The organism is Aureispira sp. CCB-E (assembly GCF_031326345.1).
In the GTDB taxonomy this organism is placed as follows: domain Bacteria; phylum Bacteroidota; class Bacteroidia; order Chitinophagales; family Saprospiraceae; genus Aureispira.
The window spans coordinates 1,984,422-2,006,408 of record NZ_CP133671.1 but is presented as its reverse complement, the minus strand read 5'-3'; the positions used below and the strand labels follow the sequence as shown (position 1 = coordinate 2,006,408).

Annotated in this window: 17 protein-coding genes; 10 read left to right on the top strand and 7 right to left on the bottom strand. The window is 35.6% G+C overall.

Going from position 1 to position 21,987, the window contains the following annotated elements:
- Positions 1-21: 21 nt before the first annotated feature.
- The 7 genes from QP953_RS07585 to QP953_RS07555 form a co-directional block, all read right to left on the bottom strand.
- Positions 22-699, bottom strand: a complete 678-nt coding sequence (locus tag QP953_RS07585) for a hypothetical protein (RefSeq protein ID WP_309554511.1) — start codon at positions 697-699, stop codon at positions 22-24.
- 9 nt (positions 700-708) lie between these two features.
- Complete coding sequence (locus tag QP953_RS07580) at positions 709-7,956, bottom strand: hypothetical protein (RefSeq protein ID WP_309554510.1); 7,248 nt, start codon at positions 7,954-7,956, stop codon at positions 709-711.
- Between the two features lie 5 nt (positions 7,957-7,961).
- Positions 7,962-8,570, bottom strand: coding sequence for a hypothetical protein (locus tag QP953_RS07575; RefSeq protein WP_309554509.1), 609 nt, complete (start codon positions 8,568-8,570; stop codon positions 7,962-7,964).
- Positions 8,557-9,060, bottom strand: coding sequence for an OmpH family outer membrane protein (locus QP953_RS07570; protein WP_309554508.1), 504 nt, complete (start codon positions 9,058-9,060; stop codon positions 8,557-8,559). The genes QP953_RS07575 and QP953_RS07570 overlap by 14 nt, the downstream gene beginning before the upstream one ends.
- A gap of 16 nt (positions 9,061-9,076) precedes the next feature.
- Entirely contained in the window at positions 9,077-11,089 is a 2,013-nt protein-coding gene (locus QP953_RS07565) for a hypothetical protein (protein ID WP_309554507.1), read from the bottom strand.
- Positions 11,090-11,326: 237 nt separating this feature from the next.
- The gene (locus QP953_RS07560; RefSeq protein WP_309554505.1) at positions 11,327-11,737 is read right to left on the bottom strand and encodes a transposase family protein; all 411 of its coding nucleotides are present in this window, start codon (positions 11,735-11,737) and stop codon (positions 11,327-11,329) included.
- A gap of 35 nt (positions 11,738-11,772) precedes the next feature.
- A complete protein-coding gene (locus tag QP953_RS07555; protein WP_309554503.1) occupies positions 11,773-12,279 on the bottom strand; it encodes a transposase family protein in 507 nt (168 codons plus the stop codon).
- Positions 12,280-12,727: 448 nt separating this feature from the next.
- Here QP953_RS07555 and QP953_RS07550 point away from each other — a divergent pair, with 448 nt between their 5' ends.
- The 10 genes from QP953_RS07550 (at position 12,728) to pxpB (ending at position 21,980) form a co-directional block, all read left to right on the top strand.
- The gene (locus QP953_RS07550; protein ID WP_309552833.1) at positions 12,728-14,008 is read left to right on the top strand and encodes a transposase; all 1,281 of its coding nucleotides are present in this window, start codon (positions 12,728-12,730) and stop codon (positions 14,006-14,008) included.
- A gap of 165 nt (positions 14,009-14,173) precedes the next feature.
- A complete protein-coding gene (locus QP953_RS07545; protein WP_052600124.1) occupies positions 14,174-14,494 on the top strand; it encodes a DUF6686 family protein in 321 nt (106 codons plus the stop codon).
- 166 nt (positions 14,495-14,660) lie between these two features.
- Complete coding sequence (locus QP953_RS07540; RefSeq protein WP_309554502.1) at positions 14,661-15,833, top strand: lipase family protein; 1,173 nt, start codon at positions 14,661-14,663, stop codon at positions 15,831-15,833.
- Between the two features lies 1 nt (position 15,834).
- Positions 15,835-16,683 (top strand): SDR family NAD(P)-dependent oxidoreductase, encoded by an 849-nt coding sequence (locus tag QP953_RS07535; RefSeq protein ID WP_052600126.1) that lies wholly within the window; start codon positions 15,835-15,837, stop codon positions 16,681-16,683.
- Between the two features lie 179 nt (positions 16,684-16,862).
- Positions 16,863-18,296: a class I adenylate-forming enzyme family protein gene (locus QP953_RS07530; protein ID WP_309554501.1), complete on the top strand. Its 1,434-nt coding sequence runs from the start codon at positions 16,863-16,865 to the stop codon at positions 18,294-18,296.
- A gap of 72 nt (positions 18,297-18,368) precedes the next feature.
- On the top strand, positions 18,369-18,713 hold the full coding sequence (locus tag QP953_RS07525; RefSeq protein WP_052600128.1) for a 5-carboxymethyl-2-hydroxymuconate Delta-isomerase: 345 nt from the start codon (positions 18,369-18,371) through the stop codon (positions 18,711-18,713).
- 10 nt (positions 18,714-18,723) lie between these two features.
- A complete protein-coding gene (locus QP953_RS07520) occupies positions 18,724-19,233 on the top strand; it encodes a hypothetical protein (protein ID WP_309554500.1) in 510 nt (169 codons plus the stop codon).
- Between the two features lie 69 nt (positions 19,234-19,302).
- The gene (locus QP953_RS07515; RefSeq protein WP_309554499.1) at positions 19,303-20,508 is read left to right on the top strand and encodes an Nramp family divalent metal transporter; all 1,206 of its coding nucleotides are present in this window, start codon (positions 19,303-19,305) and stop codon (positions 20,506-20,508) included.
- A 57-nt stretch (positions 20,509-20,565) separates the two neighbouring features.
- On the top strand, positions 20,566-21,282 hold the full coding sequence (locus QP953_RS07510) for a 5-oxoprolinase subunit PxpA (protein ID WP_309554497.1): 717 nt from the start codon (positions 20,566-20,568) through the stop codon (positions 21,280-21,282).
- The gene (gene pxpB / locus QP953_RS07505) at positions 21,279-21,980 is read left to right on the top strand and encodes a 5-oxoprolinase subunit PxpB (RefSeq protein WP_052600132.1); all 702 of its coding nucleotides are present in this window, start codon (positions 21,279-21,281) and stop codon (positions 21,978-21,980) included. Before QP953_RS07510 ends, pxpB begins: the two co-directional genes overlap by 4 nt.
- The last annotated feature ends 7 nt before the right edge of the window (positions 21,981-21,987 follow it).

The following is a 21,987-nucleotide window of genomic DNA, read 5'->3' as shown; positions in this document are numbered from 1 at the left end:
GATTAAATGTCATGGTTGTTATTATTTCGCACTTTGAACAGTATAGCTACTGTATTTTCCTGTACCTCTAAATTTATGGTCTTTTTGAGTAACGAATCTTTTTTCAGAAAAAGTACTGCTTTCAAAAGAAGGGCTCGTATCAATCACATTCATTTTAAGCTCTGTATAAACTTCTTTATCGATAAATTTGGGATTATAGTAGTACCGAACTTTACGCATAAAACCTGTTTTAAGCTCAAAAGAAATCTCAACTTTACTAAGTTGAACTTCTTTATTCTCTAAAGTATATTTTCTATGATTGTTTTGCTCTCCATTGTAGATTATAGAAGGATAGTTTTTCTCTATATCACTTAAGGTAGGAATGTGTTGCTGCATTAGTGCTTTTGCTTGTTCCTCCGTCCACTTATCGTAAATTATGGTTTTACTTAAATGATCAATCATTAGAATATATTCTTTATTAATCAACATCGTTGCATCTTCTATTTCATATAAATACAATGCTCCTTTCTTATAGATTTTAGCCTTTTGTTCTTTTGCTATAACAGCATCTTTCCAAATAGTATTTTCCATTTCTAAATATAGATTGCTTACATCAGCATAAGCCTTTTGCATTGTAAGCATATCATTTTCAAAAGACTGAGCGTACATTGAGTTCATAAAAATAATCCAGTACAACCCTATTTTTAATATTGCTTTCATAGTTTAGTGTTACTGTTGATTTGGTTTCACGTAGCTTCTAGACTCTTGAATTGTTTTTACTCCTTTCTCTGTTTCTCGTTTCAGGAGAATCAAACTACCATCTTCATCATATACATAATAAGTAGCATAGTTATTATTGTCAAGAGTTGCTTTCAGACGATAGTTAATAGGGTCGTAAACATAAGACTGCATATTGGCATTTGCTGGATAGATACGGACATCATCTAAAAACATAAGTCTAAGAGCCTTTGTATCTAAAAAAGTTAAAAGATTGTTTCCTGTATACGTGAACTTTCCTTCTACCCGTTGCCAACCTTCAATAATAGCACCTTTAGGCTTCATCAAAACACCTCCCATTTTTATCTCTAATTCCCCATTATCATAAGTATGCTTAATCAAAGAATTTGAACCAAAAGTCGTTTTTACATTAATCCATGCACTAAAAATATAATCTTTGCCTGTTTGTAAGTGCAATGTATTTTGAGGAAACTGGAGTACCTCATTAGCCCCCATTGCCAACTGTAAACTATATTTACCTGTATGCGCTTTTTCTTTCGAGATTTGTGCTTTTCCTAGCGATGGCAAAGCACTATTAGACGCCGCTAAATCTTGATCATATATTAAGGTAGCATCGCCAGCCCACCAATCTGTTCCCATCGTTGCTAGTAGATTACTCGGAATCGTCACTTCATAGATAGTAAATTTATCTTTTGTTGTTTCATCTAAAGCAGGTGCCAGTCCTGGAATTTGAAAATGATCCCCTGCATTTAGGTTTACAGCATATCCTTCTACTGCTGTAGTCGCTGGAATTTCTAACTTAGTTTTAATAGGCGTTCCTCCAACAGTCTTAACACTAGTTAAACTTAAACTAATTTCAGATAGGTTACTATTATTCAATAAGTCAAAAGGTTTCCGAACCAAAATATAAGCAGTGCTTCCACTTGCTGACACTTTTGTAGGAAAACATAGACGATAGTTTTCTTGACGCTTAACTGTTGTGTTGCTACAATTTGTAAATGGCAAGAAATCTAAATTACCATTATTGTAATGTCCTGCTGCTGCTAAATCATGAATTGTTCCTGTTTTATTAGGTTCTTCAAAGCCTTCGTAACCCATTTCATAATATTGAGTATTTACACCTTTCGCTGTCACTACATTATCATTATATCCATACACCTCTGCTTGATAATTCCCTAGAATATCTCTTGCTTCTACAGCGGCTCCTGCCAAGTTATATTTTGTCACATCTTCTGTTCTTATCCAATTATGTTTGCAATATTCAAAGAAAGGGTTGTCCCAATTAAACAATGGTACATCATTTACTAAACCAGATTGCTGAATATCTACATCTTGTAAATTATTCCCATTCGGATTATATGTTACAAAATTACGATCTTTTACATATGTATAAGTACTCTTGGCTCTCCAAACACCTTTTGTCCCATTCTTGTATGGGTTTTGCCAACTAGAATAAGTTGTGCTTTCTGCTGGGTTCGTACCTCCTCCCTGATTTAAACAAGGGTTATAATGCTCTATATTCCATTCATCTGAGTAAGCATTTGCAGAAGCAGACAATACTTGGTTGATTGTTTTGTGTTGAACGCTTTCAGAGTGGGTTGCTTTTGTTATTCTAAATTTATTAGTAGGATTGTAATCTAAACAAAGAATTTTCCGACCAGAACCTGTACTGTTGTTATAAAAACTCTTATCTACATAAGAATATACATTACTTGAATTAAGCATATGAAATCGAACTATCGAACTATTGACATCATTAGGATCTTGGTTTAAAATTGTAATTTCATATAAATCAGCCGCAATAACGCCTGAACCAATGTCTTCATAAGATGAAAAACTTTGTGCCCCTCCTTCAAAAAAGTGGAAGTGCCCATTAATTCCACAGTCTGATGCTCCAGATTGATTATTACCCAGATTTTGATTCCAAAAAACACATTTATTACAATCAAAACCTAATAAAGACGTAATGGATATTTTATTATAGGAATCAGAAGAGGGTTGATTAACCCATTGTTGTTTTATAGAAGGAGTTAATAATAAATTCAACAGTGCAACATTATATTCCAAATCTGATATACTTGTTATCTCAGTTGATTCTTTTGTTATTTCCACAAAATCGGGAGAACAATACTTAACTGTTCTAGCGTTCATAGGATTCGCATCGTCATTATCCCCTGCATGATGAACCGTAGTGTATTGAGCAATACTAGCTGAAAGCATGTTCTTATTTCCAGAACGAACATTGTGAAAATTATAAACAACATTAGGGGTAATTGTAAAATAAGTATTTTCTAAACTAAAAATATTATTACCTAAATAAATTGCTCGACTCATCATTGTTTGATTATCATCAGAAATCAAATATTCATCTCCAGCAATCAAACTAGCAGAAATATTAGCTGGATCGGGGGCACTGAGGGTAAATTCTTGTGTTGTTCCTGTGGATTGTAATTCTCCAGAAAACTTCATCCCGACATTTGCTACTGCCATTCCCAACTGACTATGTGCTAAGTAAGCAGGCACTGTATAATTATAGATACCTCCTCCCAACTGATTATTAACATAGGTCAACAAGGGTTGCCCAGTATATTTATCAAAAACCTTATTTGAAGTTACAATGTGAGATTGACCATCAAAAGCATGAGTTTTTGTTAAAATTCCTCTACGATTAATAATCTTATTGGTTGCAGCCAAACGTGTTTCATTGCTGTTTAAACTAAACTTAGGCCAAGGAAACGGTAGAGGATAAACTCCAGTTACATCTACATTAACTGCTGCACCTCCCGATGTTGAGAGCGTAGAGGACTCGCGTCCATCCATAACAAAATCATAATCAACTCCCATTAAATAAGGATGAACAACAGCATCTATATTTTTAGCATCTATATCATTGGGGTTATCATCTACTAAAACATCTACTACGTTATCCAATACATTAATTGTCTTAAACTTCCCCCTTTCTTTGACTGTTCGAGTTTTAGTTTTGTATTCATAAGACATTTTTGTTAAAGGTTTGTCTTCCACAATTCTTCCTGTATTATCTTGAGCATATGATATTTGAGCTTTCGCTTGACCATGCATATTATTTAACTCAATACTATACCCCTGTGTTCCTGTATATCGATCTCGACGGGATGTCATCAAAAAGCTGGACAACAAAGACAACCAAGGCTCTGTCTCTTTATCATCTAAATCTGTCTTATCTGTAACGATAGGAAAATCTTTAGCCGTATAGAATTGGTGTACAACTTGCCCTGATGTGCCAAATCCATCAGGCAATTTATTATCTGCTAAAAAAGCAGCTCTATCATCAGCCTTAGATGCTTGCAAAGCATAGTCAGAAGCTAAACTTCTTACGGTTACTTGACTATAACCAATACCACCCCCTGGATACATTCCTTCATTCATAGGATACTCATAAACGTGAATATCTTTTACAATTCCCCCCTGAATTTCTTCCGTAATATCTGCATATTTTAATGCGCAAGCATCATACCCAATAGATGTTTCGTTTTCCATGACACCACTACTATACACTGCACCATTTTCATCATTGATTCTATAATCATAAACGACTCCTAATGTATTGGTTAAATTTTCCTCTGGAGTCCATTTATCATCCATCGTAATCTTTTTGACTCGAGAACCACCTCCATATTTTATCTTATCTGGTGTATTAAGTTTGATAAATGATTTTGAAACATCTATAATTTGTCCAAATCCTTTTTCTTTTGCATTACCGTAATACCCCAAAAAGATAGCTGCAAAACCTGCTCCCATTCCTGCAAATGTTGGTATTGCATTTTCTGGATCTGGATCTTGATTAATGGCAAACATTTTATCAGGAAGATTATTTTTCAAAAAGTCCCAGTTTGCCATCAACATAGGGTGATAACGCTCTCCTTTTACTTGCTTTCTACTTGTCATTAAAGTAATATATGCCTCTGTATGTTTTCCTTCGCTATTCAAAGGACTATTATTATCAAAAGCTATAATATCGTTACCATTCCCATCTTTTTCAATTTCAGCATAACCTGTTACATACTCATAGGTTGCATCATTTGCTGTTTTTAAATTTGAACGGGTTTTAAAATAAACCTGTTTATACAGAATATCTCCCCGATCACTACGTTTCACCAAGGGTAAATCCTCTATATATTTTTTTAGTTGATCTGTTTCAGTTGGAAGAAGTGGATGCTCCAGTTTAAAGTAGACCCGCCTTTCCTCTTGTCCAGTGCTAGCATCTTTATTTAAAAACCCACCTTGATCGGGTTCATTTTGATCAGTAACTCCTATAGCAAAAATAGGCTGCATTTGAGTAGCCACCACATCTTGAACGTAAGCATAATCGTCTCGCTCTAATTCTATATTCATAGTAGCTCCAGACGGCATAATAATTTGAGACAAATGCCAAGCAGCAATTGAACTATCTAAATTTTCTTTAAATTGGGGATCATCTGAAAATTGCTCCGTATAAGGGTTGTGTAGGTTGGCACAGTTATCTCCATCTGGTAAAGCTTTATATGCTCCCCATCTATCAATAGCATTTTCATCGTATTTATGATTGATGTTGTCGTACTTAAAGGCATAAGGAGAAAGTGCTCCTCTTGTATTATTTTCATACGTAAACCATACTTTCTTCAACGTTAGCTTCCCTCCTTTTGTCACGTCGGTACTATTTCTCTCTTCGTTATTTTCTACCCCTCTACACAAACTATAATCATAACTTAAATTCACTACTTTCAAAGGCACAGCATTACTAATACCTTTTGCATCAATTTCTTTCTTAGAGTATAATTTTATTTTATCTAATTTATAAGAACTAGTTCCTAACCCTTCGCCTGTGTTTTGAACATACGCACTTGCCCCTTTCGCATCTTTTCGCTCTGATATTTCAAAATATGCAATATGCGTTTTAGTTTCAATTGTTGCAGGCAGATATACCTCTCGTGTTCCCCACATAAATGTTCCCATGTCGTCTACCTTAGTATTTTCAAAACCTTGCATAAAGTTAGCCCCCCAAAACGGTGCTCGCCATTGATAATCATTCGCTAACTTTACATAATTTGTTTTCATCCAATACCCTACATCACCATCAGAAGGTCCAGGAATATTATCAATATCTACATAATCGCTTCCTAATACAGATGTCAACATATAGGAATGTGCATATTGAGGGATTGTTTTTTCATCAATATACTTGTGGGTTCCTATTCTCTCATAATCAATTTCACCATCAAGGGTAGAAGGTACCGATACACGCTTCGTACAATTGGACTCTGGGTCAACACTAAAAATAGCTTCTTTTTGTAGACGATTTTGTACGGGTAACCCATAGACCCAGCGTACTCCATTCACTCCCAAAGCTGTAAAACCAGCATTTTGCTCATTCGCAACCCGCTCTAAACCACGTGTCGGTGCAGCAGCATAAGCATTGGCCTTCAAAAAAGGTAGTCCTACCCCATTATAATACTTAATATCATATTCAGGAAGTATTTCATTCCCATTACCATCCAATAAATCGTTATTAGAAATATTCTGAACACTTATATTCCTAGCTCTTTTATGCTTTCTATTACTTTTATCAGCATCAAATTTTATAACAGGTTTATAATCTTGCACCAATTTATTAGTGTTGCTATCTATCTCCACTACTTTGGCTTCTAATACCCCTCCATTCGTTCCATCATACTGAAAAGCATCGTTTTTCTTCAAACGCAATGGTTTATCTCCTCCCATATAATCATATGCTTCTAGGGGTTCCGCTGCCATTTCGCCTGCTGTTTTGTAATAAACATTTTCAAAATCAGCTCCTTTTTTTGAAGTTTTGAAGCTATAATTTTCATCCTTATTACCAAAAAAACCAGCATTTTTAGGCCATCTATCATTTCTTTGATGCGAGTAATTAGTACTTCCATCTATTCCTACCTTTAAATGAGGACCTACCTGCCCCCCGATAGCCCCCCCTGCTGTATAAGCAAAAAGTTCAGGATCATAGGCAAAACCATAATCTGAGCGGTGTGCACGATACATCCCTCCAATTCCTTGCCCAACAACACTATAAATATCATAAGACAAACTAGGTGTTGCCAAGAAACGATTATGACGGTGTACTGCTCCATCCTTTTCTCTATTAAAATCCATTAATGACTTTCCATCATCCAAAGCATTTTGCAAATAATTATATCCATAAGCTTTACTTGTATATGGTAGTCCTGCATTTTTTACTTTTTGGATAGAATAAGAACCATTAAAACCAAATGTTCCATAAACAATAGTTGCTCCTGGTGCAAAACTAAAACTACCCGCTATATTCCAGCCTGTCCATGGAATTTTCACTTCTGGTGTATAGGATGTTTTGGCAAAAGTATAACTGGCATTGGCTCCTCCTCCTGCAGGGTTGTATACGTCTTCATCTTCAGTCTTTTCGTCATTATCATGATTACCTTTTTTAGTATCATTTTTGGAGAACGTGTATCCCAAAGATAAACTCGACAAACCATCTCTCCCATTAAAACTCAATCCAAAATTAAATCCATTCGTCACATTTTCTCCAGATACACTCATAGAAAAACCAGTATTTAAACTAGCCATTGATGTGCTCGATAAGTTTAACCCCAAACTTAAGTTAGGTTTATAGTTTCCTCCTCCACTTCCCCCAAAAGAACCTTTTAATCCAATGGTTGGATCAATAGAAAATCCAGCACCTCGATAAGTGTTATAAGTATAATTTGTTGTTAAAGACAAAGACAGCCCTAATCCTTTAACAGCTTTCCCGAATTTATCATAACCACCAATTTCCAAACCACCAGTAACACCTGCTACTACAGTCTCGTTTTGGAGCATATCCAACTTTCTTGTTACTTGTTCTCCATCAAAATCATCTGGTAATCCTCGCATACTTCTTGTCAAGGAACCAATATTAATATTCCAACCTAATCCTGTCCAAGAAGCCTCTGTATTGGCATCCGTTACAGAATTATAAAATAAATTGATAGGATAACCTCCATCAGGACCTGGCACCTCAAACAAAGGTATGTTGTATGAAAAATCTCCAGAAAAAAGGTTCACCATATCTGTCGTGCCTACTGGTTGAAATGTTTGCACCTCTGGTTGAGAAGGTCCTGAAGTTAAAGCTAATGCAGTAGCAGGAAAAACAACTTGATTGACAATTAAAAAAATAAAAAACCAAGCTAATCGTTGTAGCATATTTCCTCTAGGGTTGGTTAATTGACTCATAGTATTTAGGCTTGTATTTTTAAACTTGGAATTGACTCCAAATCAGAATTTTTATAGTTTATTTTAATAGGTCCTGTTCTAAAGTAAGGTAAATCTATTATGATAGTTTTTTCACATTCTATGTTTGGATTACTCTGCTCAAATGCCAAAACAAATGACCGATAAGAAACCAAATCATACGCCCTCTCAAAATGAAATAATTGGCAGGGTAAAGTATCTTTTCCGTCTATTAATTTTATGTCCCTCTTCATTGCAAAAGACAAATAATTAAATCGTTCATCTTGCTCTGCTTTGTTCGTTACCCCATAATTCGTTATGTCACCTTCTACAGTACTCAATTTTAACGTAAAGTATTGCATTCCTTCTAACTCTTTCTTTCGAGTTTCGTATGCAACTTTAGATATTGCATTCGTTCTTTTTTCATTGGCGATAATATATGGAATTGGTTTGTACAACACTTCAACAATCAATGGATGCACAGTTTTTCGCTTTAATAAATGATTTGCTTCATCGTTTACCCATGTTACATATTCTGATGGTAGTAACTCCTTATTGCTACAAGAAATAACTTGCATTCCAATAAATAACAAGAGTACTATTCTAATTACCTGCATATTTTGAGTTGATAAATTGAATAACATCCTCTGTAATATCATATTGAGGTTTACCAAACATTAAGGAACCTGTACCCGCTATTCCAAAAACATAGTCATAACTATGCTCTTCTCCATATTCTCTTGTGTATTGAGATATTTGTTTCCAAATTGCTTCCGTATATTCTTGGCTTTTATATTGATAAAAGCCTTGATGTTCTTGATTCATTTGTTGATACTGCTGTAGCATTTGCTGTAAACGCAACAAAACACTTTCATCTGTTTTGGCAAGTTCCTGCAAGGCTTGAATTTGCAAACCTAAAGAATCTATTACAGCCTTTTTTTGATTAGACTCTTGTTCCAATCTACTTTCCAACTCTTTACGACCTTGGAAATGATCAAATAGTTGTTGACTATCTACAAAAGCTGTTTTAGGTATATTGATATACACTGCCCCACCAATCAAAGCACAAAGACCTAGTAGTAGCACAAAAGGTAGTATTTGTTTCATTTTCCAATAAATTCTTTTAGGATTTTGTCTTAAACTTCAATATATATGTTTCTTTTTTATTAGATTCAAACTCAAGTGTATAGTAAGATTCTGAGGGCAAACTAGAGACATCTAAATCCATGTTATTATAACCTTCTTGAACTTGAAAGTTTCCTGTTACTGGATTTTGTCTATTCCATGGATAAATTTTATAATTAATTGTCTCTCCTGTTTCTACTGCATACTCTTGTAAAAATCGGAACCTTAGATTATCATCTGTTAGTTTAACATAACCTTGATTTTTTTCTAGAGATAATTCGGCATAAGTAATGGGGATTTCACTCTCAAAAGTAGTCCTCATATTATAAGCTATACGGCGTTGAAAATTAGCTTCATCATAAAACCCTATCATTAAATTATATTTATCAATTGGTTCTTGTAAGGTTCTCGTTGCCACCCATATATCATTCATATAAATTTCAACAACCTTATTTCCTGTAAAGCGCAACTCTATGTCAAAGCCTCCTTTGGGATAATGTAAATCAGGTATGTATTGACGATGGTGGGCTTGCCAATCAAAGGCTCGATTAGCCGTAAAAACTTTTCCTTGAGTACCAAATACTACTTGAAAAGGATAGTCTAGATAAAAGCTAGATGCTGGCAATGGATTTGTTGCTGCTTGAAGTCTTATCGCAAATCCTGCATTATAATTATCTGTATTGCTATGCTGATTTGGAAAAGCAGGATGTTCGGCAGCTACTCTTAATTTTACACTACCTCCTCCTTGAACAGCATCAATGATCACGGTAGGATCATATGTATGTGTCCTATAATCTAACATCGACTGTATTGGCAAAGTGGGATCGCAAGTAACATGATTATCAACAATCTTTAATATAGAATTGACTGGATCTACTTTTTCTAACGTCAACTTGTCTAATATCTCATACGTTTCAACTTTACTTGCTCCACTCCCATTGGTTATTGTCACCACATAATCTCCTTTTGACAAATTGCTAATACTATTAGAGGTAGCTCCTGTTGACCATTGGTACGTATAACTATTATTTACATAGCTCAAATCTAGGGGAAATAAAGTTATATTCCCAGTTGCCCCATATTTGTTATTATGATTGATAACTGTCTTAACAACTGGCATGGTAGAACAAAAAGATGATTTTAAATCATAAGCTATACGACGATCTAAATTGATACGATCATTAAACCCTACAGTAGCCACATACTCATTTGTTAATCTACGAGGTAAGGTAAAAGAACGTATCAAAGTTCCTTCTAAATAGACCTCGATTTGGTGCCCCCCTAAAAAACGTACTTCAAACTCATCCCCATCGGTATAATCATGTCCTGTATACGTCCTTGCCTCTATATCTTTAACCCCTTTATCTGCATATATTTTAGCGGGGACTCTCCCTCCTGCTAATATCCTTAAATTAGCATCAAAAAAGAACAAAGGAATCCTCACATGATTAGATAAATCCTTTGACTCATATAACTCTATATAAAAAACAGGCGGTGCCGCTGGATCTGGATTCGCAATTTGATTGGGGAAATTAGGATGTGTCTTGGCAAATTTAGCAAAAATACTTCCTGTTTGGTTTTCAATATCGATAGGCGTCTTATCGTAACAATGTGTTCGTTGATCGGCTAGTTGAGTTGTTGTATAAGGAATATTAGGATTTACGGTTACACTATTTCCTACTATCGATAAAGTCGTATCTCCAACTTCAAAACGTTCTATATCCCAAGGTCTATAGATAGCTGCTGTGATTACTTCTGTTGCTCCATCCTTTGTAACCGTGCAACTGTAGTTACCTAGTGGCAAGTTATTTCGAGTACTCGTTGTACTTCCATCTTCCCACAAATAAGAATAAGTACCTGTTAATAAAGGTGTCAAACTAATAGATCCTGTGCTCATACCACACTCTGTATCTACTGTGTTTATAGATACAAAGGTTGGACTTTGCCCATAACTAGTAATGGTAAGTAGGGTATATAAACAACTGTAAAAAATCTTTAATTGGAAGTTCATGCGTTATTAGACTCGTTCTGATTTAAATGTTGTGTTTTCTCTCACAAAGATATAGTAATTATATTTTTTACTCAAGTAGAAGATTTGAAAGGAACAAAATATCTAACGAAAAATACATTTCAGCTAACGAAAGGTACAAATTGATTCATAAACGTTCACCTAAATCTACCTTGTTTGAAAAGGGAATATAATTTATGCTTGCTCTTTGTTAATATTGTGCAAAAATATTAGAGTTAATTAGGAAAAGTTGACTATTCGCGCCCACACATGCGAGGACTTATAATTCCGAAAGGGGCTTTGTACCCTAAAGTTGTGAAGCGCTGTACAAATAAGCATAACTTGATCTCTGAATTCAGAGTCATAGTGACGACAACGTTCCTTGACAATCCGACAACGTTTTATACCTGAGATAGCATGCTCAATTGAAATTCTCATACTCCCAACAGAAGCATTAAACCATTTTGCAACAGCACTTAATTGTTTACCTCTTGGCTTTTTAATTGGTTGTTGTATGTGGACTCCTGGAGGAGCATAACCTTGAAAACCTTTATCTTGACGAAGGTAGATTCCTTCAGGAAAAGTACAGTTTTCTTCATCAGCAATTCGCTTATTAAATACAGTTCCATCGCGTGTCTGGCTTAAGAACAAAATTTGCTGGCTATTAGCACCAATCAAGTTGTTCTTTATGGAATGTCTTTTTTTTTGTTACTATATTGGCTTTCTTGAATATCTTGGTCAGAGTTTCGATGTATACTACGTTCTGTTACGTCTTGGTTATAAGAATCGTCACCAAATTCTTCTAGTAATTGTGCCAATTTATGCCCTTCTCGTTGGGGCACAACTCCTAGTTGTTTGAGACTTTCTAATAGCAATGGTTGAAGTAGTTTCATCCAAATACTAACCTTTGCTTGGGACAGCCCAAAATTGGCTGCTTGAAATTGCTGCAAAGGGTAATTTTTTAAATAAACCAATGCAAATAGTAATTTGTCTTCGACAGTAGCTAATGTTTTGGTGTCTTGCTCTGGTCTAGCATTTGGAAATTTACGTTTTTTACCTTCCAATGTATGCCATCGAAAATATCGAACCCATACACCATAAAATACGGATAGAAGTTTTTCAAACTCTTCTACCTTTAGGCTCGTTAGAGACAAGAAATTTGTCGGATTCTTTTTTAAGTTATCATAGTTCATGCTTTTAATATACGAAAAATAATCCTGCCTTGCGTATGCGTACGCGCGGTCTGGCTTTATTCCTAATAATATCTATTATTGAGGGTATGTTTGAAAAGTTTTTCATGGGAAATTTCAAAGCACGTTGCTTCAAAAAATCGGGGTATATTATCATCTATGCGTTTTGTTTATTATAAGTTGAAGTTATAACAACTTATTATGGTTTTAATCTCTTTAAAATAATTGTCCCAAACAATCTATTTTTTTAAGAGAGGTGATTTCTTGCCGCGAATGTAAATCAAATATATAAGTAAAACAAGCCTAGCTTTTAAATTAATTTTAAACATATACAATTTAGCAGATCATTGTTTGCAGATAGTACAGCAATTCTAACGATAAACAGAATTATATGATAAAATAAGATTTAAGTTCATTGAAAAAGGAACGTACATTTACTAAAAAGTAAACGATGTACGACAAATTAGTAGAAATAGTATCCAAAGAGTTTCACCAAGTTCCAGACCATCGAAAAGGACATACAGAATATTTGCTACATGATTGTTTAATGGGAGCATTTGCTATGTTTGGTCTAAAAGATCCATCATTATTGAGTTTTATAGATAATGCCATTCATCGTAAGGACAATTTAGAACAAGTCTTTAAAATTAGTAAGCTTCCAACAGATAATGGGATGCGAAAAATTTTAGATGCTGTCCAACCATCTGTTTTTCAACCTACTTTTAAAACAATCTTTGAACATTTGGAAAGGCTCAAAATACTCGAAAGTAGAAGATACTTAGACCAACATTTGCTAGTAAGTGTTGATGCCACAGGTACATTTTCTTCCAATAAGATTGGTTGTTCTCAATGTTTAACAAAGAAAAGAAAAAATGGTACAATAGAACATCATCACCAATTGTTAGCAGCGAGTGTAGTTCATCCTAATTTCAAGACCGTTTTTCCTGTTTTTGGAGAAGCAATAACGCGGCAGGATGGTTCAAAAAAGAATGATTGTGAACGAAAGGCATGTAAACGATTATTTCCACATTTACGCAGCATACTGCCAAAAGAAAAGATCTTAATTCTTTTAGATGCTTTATATGCTGATGGTCCAACTATTAAAGCACTTCAAGCACAAGATATCCAAATGGATTACATCATAGTAATCAAGGAAGGATATGTTTTGGAACAAGTTAAGCAACTTAGAAAAAAGGATAGTTTGCATCAGTGTCAATACCAGAAAAATGAAAAGACTCTGTGTCGATACAGGTGGGCATCTAACCTCATTCTAAATGGCGCAAACCAAGATATTATCGTAAACTATTTAGAATACGAAGAATATGATTTAGAAAAAGATAAAGTGGTTTATTCCAATAAGTGGATTACCAACCTAACTTTGACTAAATCAAATGTTTCATCTATTGCCACAGCTGGAAGAGCACGTTGGAAAATTGAAAATGAGACATTTAACACCTTGAAGAATCAAGACTACAATTTGGAACATAATTATGGTCATGGAAAATTCTACTTATCAACAGTATTTGCTTTGATTATGCTATTAGCATTTTTTGTTGACCAGATTACAAGGGCTGTTGATGAAAGTTTTGAACAAGCCTTAAAAGAAGCAAAAACATTGCGTGATTTAAGGCAGAAAGTTCGAGTACTCTTTGATTTTATTCCTACTATTTCAATGAACTTAATCTATCAAATAATCGCTAGAAAGGTCAATATTCGACCTCAATTAGAATAGCTATTTGATATTATTATTATTTAATATATTTTCTTACATCGTTAGAATTGCTGCAGATAGTACCACTATATAGATTCATTCATCTATTTCAACAGGATAATTTTTCTTTTTAAAAGAAAAAATCTACATTTGTTTAGATTTAATCTAAATAAAAACAACAAAAATATGTGCCAACACACCACTTTAGCTCAAAACTCAGACGGATTCATCTTATGGTGCAACGAATGTTCGGTTTATAGAGTACATTTTAGCTCAATTGTAATGGTTCTTGATTGCAAAGGTTTAGAATCTTTCAAAAGTAGTTTGACCAATTGTTATCAAGAAAATAGGCGTCATAATATTCCTAAAAATCAGAAATATTTATTCTTCAATACCCAAGTAGATGGCTTGCAACTTTGGTTCTCTGTCCAAGATGTTGGTTCCTTGCTTTCCTTATTGCAAGAAGCAGCGTTATCCCATTGTGAATTGAGTTACTATCAGCCTTAAACTTCGTCAAAATCAGCTTTTTAAGCTTTTCACAATAGGCAACTGCGCTATTTTTTTATTAAATTTGGCAAGATTTTAGGATACTACTAAACATCAAATAATAATTTATCCAATCAAAGACGCTGACTTGTCAAGGAATTGACAAGCATTATCAAAATGCACTATAATGAGATGTTTACTTTTTGGACTACTACTTTTAGCTGGTAGTACCTCTTTTGCCCAACTACGTGAAGGTTTTGACCCCGATGAAGTCAAAGCGTTGATTGCCATGTGTAATAGTTACACATTTCAAGATTTGTATGGTTCTGATGCCCAAATTACACCTAAAAATTATCAAAAAGTATTCACCTCTCCAACAATTGGAATGGATAATAAATTCCAAGTATATACTAAGGGCACCGTTGGGGTTATTAATTTTAGAGGCTCAACCAATCAAATTGTTAGTTGGGTAGAAAATATGTACTCTGCTATGATTCCAGCCAAAGGCGTGATCACCTTGGATAAAGTAGAACACCCCTATTGCTTCGCCCAAGATACAGGTGCAGCCGTACATTCTGGATATGCCCTAGCAGTCGTTTTGTTATCTCCAACTATTTTGGAACAAATTAGTCAACTCAACCAAAAAGGCATTTACGACATCTTAATCACAGGACACAGTCAAGGTGGTGCCTTAGCCAATATGACACGCGCCTACTTAGAAAATTTGCCCAAAGGTACCTTATCTTCTAAAAATGTTTATAAAACATATGCTTTTGCCAACCCTATGTGTGGTAATAAAAATTTTGCGGAAGAATACTATGCTCGCTATTGCGAAAATAATATGAGTTACACCATTATCAATCCTGCTGACTTGGTGCCATCTATGCCCATGCATTATCAAGAACAAGGAAAAATCTTGTCTAAAGAACGCCTAAAAGCATGGATTTTTGGTCAAGAGTCTTTTGATATTCGAAAAATTGGTTTGGAAATGGTGATTAGAAAATTTGAAAAAAGCTTAAAAGACTATGTGAATTCTTCCAACCGATTGATTGAGAAAATGGTTTCTGCTTCTTATGGATCGGTTGACATGCCCGACTATATCCGAGATATTAATTATTATCAAGTAGGCAATATTAGAGAATTACAGCAGTTTCCCTATCCCAAAATACAATTGGATTCCAATACTTTGACAGAAGAACAACTCGCAAAATTAAAACCTGCTGAAGATGGCAATTATTACAAAACAGAACCTAACTTTTATCAACATAAACCATACAATTACTACACGGCTATCCTAAGAGAATATTTTTCTAGAGATTATAAGAATTTAGAGGTCAAGTACCTTCCTGAAAACTTATAAAATGCCTGTGTCTTATCACTTCTTAGAATACTTGCTCTTTCCCCCTAATTGGATAAATCGATCCAAGCTAAAGCAAGCTGTTCAACACAGAACCATACTGATTACTGGAGCTAGTTTTGGTATTGGGGAAGCAACAACTCAATTCTTAGCCACCTACGATGTACATCTTGTTTTAGTAGCCCGCACAGCTTCTAAATTGATGGCTTTAAAAGAAAGTTTGAGTCAACACAAAGCTACTATTAGTATTTATCCTACTGATTTAACACAGACAGCAGCTGTAGAGCGATTAATAGAAACCATCCATACACTCCCCAATGGCTTGGATTTTATTATTAGTAATGCAGGACACTCCATTCGACGACCAATTCGACAATCTCTAGAACGATTTCATGATTTTGAACGTACGATGGGCATTAACTACTTTGCTCCTGTTCGTTTGCTCTTAGGTTTACTTCCTTTGTTACAAAAACGGCAAGGGAAAATAATTAATGTTTCGGCGCTCAACGTTCTTTTGTTGCCTGCTCCACATTGGGCGGCTTACCAAGCCTCCAAAACAGCTTTTGATCAATGGTTTCGTTCTGTTGCTCTTGAAATAAAAGCTACTGGCATTTCCTCTAGTAGTCTCTATTTGCCATTGGTTAGAACCCGTATGATTGCGCCAACAGAAGCCTACCAAAAAGCTCCTGCTATGTCTCCACAACAGGTTGCTTTAATCATTGTTAAGCACTTGTATCAAAATAAACGAACTTGGATGCCTTGGTGGGGCTTTTTTGCTCGACTAGGGTCTTTTTTATTTAGAGGGCTTTGGGAATGGAGTGTTCCCTATTTTTTGAAAAAAGATTCATTCTGAGTGTATTGCCAAATTTTATTATCTTTATCATTCTTGTTGATACTAATTCTCAGATTGGTTTATTTTAATTTCAGCTAAGGATGTTCCAAACATTTAAAAAGCTATACCAAGCAAACTTAACTACTCCAATAGGATTCTATCGGTTGTTCGCTTCTATCCTCCATTCAAAAACAAACTTGATGGTTTTGTTAGAATTTGCAGCCCGTACTTATCCTGATAGAATAGCGATTGTCGAAGGAACCGAACAAATTTCCTACAAAACATTATACCAAGAAACCCAGCAACTAGCCGCTCAATTACAGAAAGAATACCAATTTTTAGCTGGTCAAAAAGTTGCCTTGCTTTGCAAAAATCACATTCCTTTTGTGCAAAGCCTTTTTGCTCTTTCTATGTTGGGAATAGATGTTTACTTACTCAATGTTGCTATGAATACGGATCAATTTGATTTTTTGATAAAAAAACACGCTTTTGATGCCATCATTCATGATCGTAATGGAGAAAAACTGATTCTAACATCCAATTTTAAAGCAACTTGTATTCCCACTCATTCTTCTACAACAGGTTACAGCATTCGCCAATTGGCAAAACAAGAATTCCCCAATCGTTATCACTTAAAAAAAAGCAGTGCGGGAAAATTAATTATTTTAACAGGTGGCACAACGGGGAATTTCAAAACTGCTGTAAGAAAGCCCTCTGTTTTTAATTTTTTAAATCCTTTTTTTGCACTCCTCAATCAACTTAACTTGGGCAACTATCGCTCTGTTTATATCTTAACACCCCTTTACCATGGCTTTGGGGTTGCTGCATTATTAATTTCTATTATTTTAGGAGTTAAAATTATATTGAGCCAACATTTTAAAGCAATCTCAGCGGGGCAGAAAATGCGAATGCATCAAGTAGAAGTACTTGTTTTGGTTCCTATCATCCTTCAGCGGTTATTACAAGAAGATCCCAACTTATTTGAATACAACAAAGTCATTTTATCGGGGGGAGCTGTTTTGAATCCAACACTTGTTCAAAAAGCCTCTTCCTTAGTTCCTAATCAATTGGCTAATTTATATGGCACTTCCGAGGCTGGATTTTGTGTAATGGCTACTAGTAACGATTTGGTAAAATTTCCAACTAGCATTGGCAAAAAAATTAAAGGGGTCAGCATTAAAATACAAGATAACAAGCAACAAGAACTACCCTTTGGAACCGTTGGGATGCTTTGTGTCAAAAGTAATTGGACCATGTCCAATAAAACAACTCAATGGATTGAAACAGGCGATTTAGCTTATATCAATTCCTCTGGATACTGTTTCTTGTGTGGGCGTGTCGATGATTTGGTCATTTCTGGTGGAGTAAACGTCTATCCTATCGAATTAGAACATATTTTACTACAACATCCTGCTGTTTGGCAAGCTGCAGTTATTGGTATTCCTGATGCAGAGTATGGACAGCGGTTAAAAGCCTTTGTAAGCTTGCAAACCAAAAGTATATTAAGTGCTTCAGAGCTTCGAATTTGGTTAAAAGGAAAAATTTCTGGTCCCCAAACACCCAAAGAAATTGTATTTTTAGAACAAATTCCTGTTACTAGCTTGGGAAAAATAGATAAGAAAAAATTGTCTTAACAGAAGGATGATTTTCTACACATATTTTGTAAGTTAGTAATTCTTTAATCGTTCACAATCAACATTTAACTTATGCCGCATTTCGTATTAGATTGTTCTTCGAATATTATCCAACAACAGCCTCCTGAAAAAATTATGCAAATAGTTTATGAGGCTGCCAATGCAACAGGATTGTTTGCCCCTGAAGATATTAAAGTTAGAATCAATCCGTTTCAATATTACACCGTTGGCAATCAACAAAAAGATTTCATCCATGTCTTTGGAAATATCATGGAAGGTCGAAACAAGCAACAAAAGGCGCATCTTTCTAAACAAATTATTCTAGCTCTTAAGCCTTTATTTCCCACTATTCCAATTCTTTCTATCAACATTCGTGATTTTGAAAAAGCAACTTATTGCAATAAAACCATGGTATAACTCAGCTTGTATGAAACATATTTTATCCATACTATCTCTTTTCTTTCTCTTGGCAGCTTGTAGCAACGAAACGGCTTCCACATCAGAAAAAAATACAGCCAACAACCTTGAAGTAGATTCATCTACTTCAAAAACAGCAGCGCCCAATACAACAGAAACAAATTCTTTAGCAACTAAAACCAACTCTCCTTTAGAGGACTATGTAGGTGTGTATACTAAGAGTGGGCACGATAATGCTTGGTTGGTAAAACTTCTTTTTGTTCAAGATCGTCTAGAAGCCACTTTATTTGAATTTGAAGGCATGCTTCCTCCCCCAGCAGATTTTACAGCAGATGCAACAACCACAGACAATGCAATGATTACGTCTCTTGTTTTAGATGTTGATTTAACAACCCAAACCTTTACTTCTGAATTAGGAACAGGGCAATTAGATGGCAATCAAATTGTCTTTGATCATCAAAAAGATTTATTGGGTGATCCACTCCGTTTAGAACGAAATGATGCCTTTAAGATAGAATAGAGGCTAGTTTTTTCTAATTTTTAGCCAAATCCACGAAGTAAAAATACACTCCCCCATAATTATCATCGTATGTTAGCCAAACTCAAAAAAATCGGACCAGGTGCCTTAGTCGCTGCGGCTTTTATAGGACCTGGAACTGTTACAACTGCAACGATTGCAGGCAGCAGTTATGGGTATACCTTGCTTTGGGCGATTCTATTTTCAATTATTGCCACCTATATTTTGCAGGAAATGACGGCACGGCTAGGGCTCATCGGAGGTATGGGGCTAGGAGAAGCGATTCGGCACAAAATACAACATCCAATCCTTCGATACTTTGCTATCTTTTTAGTGCTTAGTGCTATTTTGATCGGTAATGCAGCCTACGAAGCAGGCAATATAACAGGAGCTGTTTTAGGGATTGATCATTTTGCGGTTGGGCTGCCTTTCAACCCTTTGATTTTAGTTATAGGTGGGCTTACCTTTGGCATTTTGTTTCTAGGGAAATATGTTCTTATTGAACGTTTTCTAATCTTATTGGTTAGCTGGATGGGGCTTGTTTTTTTAATTGCTGCTATTGCTGTTCGTCCTAATTTAATGGCCATCATTAGTGGCTTGTTCCTTCCTAAATTGCCTGACAACAGCTTGCTAATGGTCGTTGGATTGATTGGTACAACAGTCGTTCCTTATAATTTATTCTTGCACGCTGCATCTGTTCAAGAACGTTGGAACCATCCTAGTCAACTCCCCCATGCTCGTTGGGATTTATTTTTTTCCATTCTTTTGGGCGGTTTGATTACAATGGCTATTTTAACTACTGCTGCGGCTACTACACAAGGAAAGAACATCCAAAACACCAATGATTTAGCTAGTGGCTTGGCACCTCTGTTGGGCAATTGGTCCACATGGTTTCTAACTCTTGGATTCTTTACCGCAGGTTTGTCCTCTGCAATTACAGCCCCCTTGGCAGCTGCCTTTGCCACATCCGAAATACTAGGCTGGAAAAAAGATTTGCAAAGCTTTAAATTTAGAATTGTTTGGATGCTTGTCTTAACAACAGGTCTCCTGTTTTCTTGCTGGGGCTTCCAACCCATCCAAGTCATTACTTTTGCACAGATTGCTAATGGGCTTTTATTGCCAATTATTGCAACGTTTTTGCTTTGGATTATGAATGATGTAAAAATTATGGGCTTGCAAGTAAATTCTGCCAAACATAATTGGATGGGAGGACTTATTATTATCATAACATTATTACTAGGAATGAAAGGCATTTATGCTGCAAAAATTTGGTTTTGAGTATTCACAATTATAAAAATTAACAAGCCAAATAGTTCTTCAAAAAAACAAGTAAACATGGACATCAACTGCGATATGGGAGAAAGTTATGGGCATTTCAAAATTGGTCAAGATAACGCTTTATTTCCCTATTTATCGTCTTGTAATATTGCTTGTGGTTTTCACGGTGGTGACCCGTTGACATTGCAACAAACTATTGAAGCTGCCATTCGTTATAAATTACGTATAGGCGCTCATCCCTCCTACCCTGATTTGGTAGGCTTTGGTAGGCGTACTATCGCAATGTCTAAAGCATCACTTTATGCAAGCATCTTGTATCAAGTTGCGGCACTAAAAGGAATGGTTGAAAGCCTTGGCGGTCGTCTAAGCTATGTCAAACCACATGGAGCCCTTTACAACACCATGGCACATAAGCTCTCTGAAGCCCTTCCTGTTCTAGAAGCAATTCAAGCATTAGATCCCAACTTAGCACTAATGGGCTTAGCCAATAGCCCCTTAAAAGATTGGGCAACGGAGCGAGGAATTGCATTTATTGCAGAAGGTTTTGCTGATCGGCGATATTGTTCTAATGGGCAATTAATGCCTCGATCTGCCAGTGGCGCTGTTATTACCCACCCACAAGAAGCCGTGAGTCAAGTTCAACAAATGCTCACCCAAGGAAACGTTGTGACAAGTGATGGGCTGCTCCCACTTCAAGTACAGAGCGTTTGCATTCATGGCGACAATCCTGCTGCCTTAGAAATTCTAAAAGCTTTAAAAAACAGTTTTTTATGATGACCATTAAAGATTATGGGGATCAAGCTATTTTAATAGAATTTGAGGCCATTATAGATCCTGCCATACACCAACAAGTCTCTCAACTTCACAAAGCCTTGACAAGCCAAAAACATACTGGAATTAGAAGTTGTATACCAGCCTATCATTCTCTAACCGTTTGTTATGCTCCCACACTGATTCCTAAGAAAAAATTAACCGACCTTATCCACTTCCTTTTTAAAGAAAGTACTTCTATTGATCACCCCACCTCTACCTTATCCATTCCAGTTTGCTACGAAGCACCTTTTGCACTAGACATGGAGTTCGTTTTGCAACAAACCCAACTTTCTAAAAAAGCGTTGATTCAATGGCACACTCAAACAATCTACCAAGTTTATTTATTAGGTTTTTTACCTGGATTTGCCTATTTGGGACGGGTTCCAGAACAACTCTTTTGCCCCAGAAAATCACACCCTCGATTAAAAGTTCCTAAAGGAGCTGTAGGATTAGCTGGTTATCAGACAGGTATTTATCCTTCTGCTTCTCCTGGTGGTTGGCAAATTATCGGTCAAACCCCCATTTCTGTTTTTGACATCCAACTTGAACAGCCTTTTTTATTTGAAGTAGGCAACCAAGTTCAATTCAAAGCCATTGACAAATCTGAATTTGAAGCCATTAAAAACAATCCTCAACGTTGGCAATTCCACACCTCATAACAATACC